Genomic DNA, 4,361 nt, shown 5'->3' on the forward strand with positions numbered 1-4,361 from the left:
TTATACGTGGATACATGTGTGATATAGATTTTTGGTACTCAATCCATCAAAAATCTATAGGTTGACTAATCGTAAGAAAAAGCATACCTAATGGTATGCGACTTAGACAACAAAAGTACTTGAATAACATAGTAGAACAAGATCATCGCTTTTGTACGATTGTCCGTTACTTCATAATATATTTCTAACTCTTTCCGAGTACCTGTAATGATTTTAACAGCTCTTAGATTAGATAAATGTTGACTAATTGTACTTTGAGGCATTTGTAATGTTTCATACATCGTTGTTACATTAGTAGGGCCTTTTGTAATCATTATTTCTACTAAGGATAAACGGACAGGATGCGCGAATACCTTCAATACTTCAGTAACCTCTTCATACATTACTTTTTTTCTTTCATATTTCTTTCTCCCCTTTTATATAAATATTAATGATATCCATTTAAAAAAATATTTAAAAACCCCTTCAGTCCGAAACTAAAGGGGTTTCTTCATATAACGCCTCACTATGAGTAGTCAATAATAAATAGAAATTTCGTTATAGGAGATTTTGATTTTTCAGGTTAACGGGCAGTTTTATATTTTGCCTTCTCCAGGCTCAACTGACTAAAGTCAATAACAAAAAGAGAGCAGATTATCTGCTCTCTTATGATGCCTCCTTATGTTCAGGCGAATGCTTAACACTCCCCATTCTCTTTAGTTTATTCCATCCTACCGCTACTCCTCGAATGGATGAAAATATAGATTTAATTACAACATAAGTCATAAATTGACGATAAATAAAGCGTTGTAAAATTAACCATACTAGTGGTTTAGGATTCTCTTTCTCTAATTTAAATGCAAACAAAGAAGCGAGAAGATCCATTAAAAAGAATACAAGATAAAATCCCAACACTTTTAGCGGATTGCTGCCAAATAGCCCCATAATCATTAATATATCTGCTAAAGGAGCAATGAATTGCAGAATATATTGAAATAACCACATATTAGGTAATGCAATAAACCCTAATGTTTTATGTTTTGCATTAAACAATGCTTTTCGATGTTTCCAAAGACACTGGAGTGTACCATACGACCAACGATATCGCTGTTTAATAAGACTTTTCACATCTTCAGGTGACTCCGTATAAGCGTATGCTCTTTCTTCATATACAATTCTATGCCCTTCGCGTAAAAATGTTATAGTAAGATCCGTATCTTCTGCTAATGTATCTTCACTTAAATATCCAGATTCGACTACATTCTTTTTACGCCATGCTCCAATAGCTCCAGGAACTACCGTAATACAATTTAACTCATCAAAAGCTCTGCGTTCTAAATTAAATCCTGTAATATATTCAACATGTTGCCAAGTAGTTAACAAATTTCGTCTATTTCCCACTTTGACATTGCCTGAAACTGCTGCTACATTATGATCTTCAAAGTGTCTGATCATTAGAGAAATAGCGTCTTGCGCAATAATTGTATCCGCATCTAAAGTGACAATGATTTCTCCTGTTGATTTTTGAAATCCTAAGTTCATTGCGGAGGATTTCCCACCATTTTCTTTCTGAATTAAACGAACTTTAGGATGTTTATAGAATGTTTCTTGAATTACTTTTGACGTATCATCTTTCGATCCGTCATCAACGACAATAACTTCAAACTCTCTATAATTACTATCCAAAATTGAGCGAATCGTCTTAGCTATAACCTTCTCTTCATTATATGCTGCTATCACAACACTAACAAAAGGTTGATAAGACGAATTAGCAAATAAACGAGAGTTTGTTTTCTTTTTTTGCTTGAATGAAAAATAAATTAAAAATAGGAATCGGAAAATACCTAATCCAATAGCAATATAAAAAATAGTTGTTAATATATGCTTAGAATATCCTGTTCCTGAAAAAACAGCTTTATTGTAAAGTAAATATTGCTTATCCTCTGAAGAAACGGGAGGCATAACTTCATCTCGTTCTTTATTCATTAAATCTGAAATTGTTACAAAACTATATCCATTCTTTTTAAGATCTTTAATAATCATCGGCAGCGCCTCTACCGTATGGGTACGATTCCCTCCTGCATCATGGAGAAGAATAACATTTCCCTCCCCCTTATAAATGGGATTAAGAGTACGCTTTACTAATTCATTTGTTGATGGAGTCGCCCAATCCTCAGGATCAACTTTTTCTGCCACCATTGTATAGTTCATATTTTGTGCACGCAAAATAGGCAGTATTTCATTTGATGAATCCGGGTTCGCATCTGCTTCATACGGTGGCCTAAATAAAACCGTAGAATGTCCAGTTATTTCCTGGATTAGGCGCTGAGTTGTATTAAGTTCTACTTTTGTACGTAGCAAAGACGTATCAGCGACATTAGGATGCTTGAAGGTATGATTGCCAATTTCATGCCCCTCATCGTATATTCTTTTAACAATACTAGGATTTAATTGCGCATTTTCACCAAGTACAAAAAAGGCAGCTTTTATTTTATACTCTTTTAATATATCTAGAATTTCCGGTGTATATTTCGGATCTGGTCCATCATCAAATGTTAATGCTACTTGTTTGCCTTTTGGCTTTCCATATCGTTGTACTTCATATGCAGATGGTAGTGATTGATACACTTCATCTGTAAAATAACCATTTTTGTCTACCTCAAAATCTCTCAATCCATTGTGTCTCTCATTCTCAACCTGCAAAATTTCGCCTTGTCCAGAATAATTTACTTCATCTAAACTAGCGATTTGATGTAATGCATCAGGATTTTTTTGTACCTCAATAGGATCTTTTAAAGATTTCCATATAGTAGGATCTTCTGATCCTAGTCTCCATAACGCAAATCCCCTCGCATTGTTGTTCATTGCGATTTTCACTTGATTATAAAGAGTAACACCATCTAAGAACCAAGCGGTATGTTCTTTCTCTCCTATTTTATATCGAAAATAAGGATTTCCACTAATGTTATCCCATTGAATTTTTAAATTTGAATCCTGAGCCATTGTCATAACTTCTGAGAAAGTTACAGACTTCGCAGGTTCTTTGCTATTTACTTCCCAATCATATCCATAGTTACCGAAAGCAACTATAAGTTTCTCAGACGGAATGTCTAGTTCATTGAGCTTATGTTCAAACCATTTATTTGAAGCAATTGGTCCTGGTACCCCTGCTCCATAGTGCTCGTCATACATCATTACAATCATACGATCTATTACTTTGGCTAACGCACCATAATCAAAAGCCTTATCATTAGCAGGGACATCTTGCGTAACAAGCAAATGATGTTTATGAAAGACGGTAGTAAGTTCTTTCATGAAATTCGTTAAGTTTTCTCTATCGCTCTCAGGCATTGCCTCAAAGTCAATATTAATACCTGAAAATTGATTCTTTTCAACCTGCTTTACTAAATCGTTAATAAACGTTGTCTTTACATGATCTGGAGAACTCAATAACTTATGAATAAGTTCACTATCAGGACCAGAAGCTTCCTCTGTATAGTTAGTAAGTAAAGGCATAATTTTCACATGATTTTCTTTGGCTAACTTCACAATCTCAGGTTTTATCTCACTACTAACTGTTAAGTCTGCTTTTAAGTGATACCATTCTGGTACTAACGTGGTTAAGGAATCGATATTTTCTTTTAAAGAAGTAGTACTATTTTCATCCCAGTTTACATAAAAACCATAAACTTCTTTAGATTGTTTACTATCGTTCGTTGAATTCACCATATTTTCATCGTTTTTCATTTCGGTATTAGGTTTAAATTCTTCTTTCTTTAACTGCTCGTCGCTGAGTTTTTGATTAATAGGCACAAGTTTAGTATCTTGTTTTACAGAAGGATTCATATTTGGAATTTCTGGTGTCGAAAAAATACTTTGAAAGAAAAAATAAAATACAATACTTATACTAACTATTGAGATACATAGAAACCAACTAAAAGCTTTTTTTCTTCTTCCTTTAGGATCATAAAAAACAGGTTTTGATTTATCTTTCTCTTGTTGAATTTTTTTTTCCATTATATCTTTTACATACTCCTTTACGTCTTATTCTAGGTACAAACACAAACTATATTAATAAGGTACGAAAATAGTTTAATAGGAATATAGAATAATAAATTCCTTTTAGCTTTGAAATTAAACGAATCCCCATCTTCCATCGCTTTTTTCTAATGTATCTTGTGCAAGATTACCTTTTAATAGTGTTTTTTCATAATCATTTTTCTTCCATTTGCTTTCTTCACTATACAAATTCGAAGGAACAAATTATTTTATAGGGGTCAAAAAAATATTTTTTTATCATTTTAGCCAAGAAGACTCCTTCCTCAAGGAACGCGAAGTGAGTAGGTGGGAGATGAATTGGCTTCGGACAAGGGATGGCAGGA

The 4,361-nt window shown here is 33.4% G+C and carries 1 protein-coding gene and 2 pseudogenes; 1 reads left to right on the forward strand and 2 read right to left on the reverse strand.

Annotated elements, in window-relative coordinates; all coding sequences use genetic code 11:
• Positions 1 to 77 precede the first annotated feature (77 nt).
• A pseudogene (locus MR065_RS26800) lies at positions 78 to 152 on the forward strand (IS6 family transposase); the annotation flags it as partial.
• On the opposite strand, the pseudogene MR065_RS26805 reads toward MR065_RS26800, so the two are convergent.
• Positions 138 to 383, reverse strand: a pseudogene (locus MR065_RS26805) (ArsR/SmtB family transcription factor); the annotation flags it as partial. The pseudogenes MR065_RS26800 and MR065_RS26805 overlap by 15 nt on opposite strands.
• A gap of 262 nt (positions 384 to 645) precedes the next feature.
• A complete protein-coding gene (locus MR065_RS26810) occupies positions 646 to 3,996 on the reverse strand; it encodes a trifunctional glycoside hydrolase family 18/polysaccharide deacetylase/glycosyltransferase family 2 protein (protein WP_242215714.1) in 3,351 nt (1,116 codons plus the stop codon).
• Positions 3,997 to 4,361 lie beyond the last annotated feature (365 nt).

This window comes from Bacillus cereus group sp. BfR-BA-01383, assembly GCF_022663495.1.
In the GTDB taxonomy this organism is placed as follows: domain Bacteria; phylum Bacillota; class Bacilli; order Bacillales; family Bacillaceae_G; genus Bacillus_A; species Bacillus_A cereus_AU.

What these genes read in the sequence shown, in the direction of transcription:
- MR065_RS26810 (WP_242215714.1), bottom strand. Translation starts at nt 3,996, where the DNA reads ATGGAAAAAAAAATTCAACAAGAGAAAGATAAATCAAAACCTGTTTTT.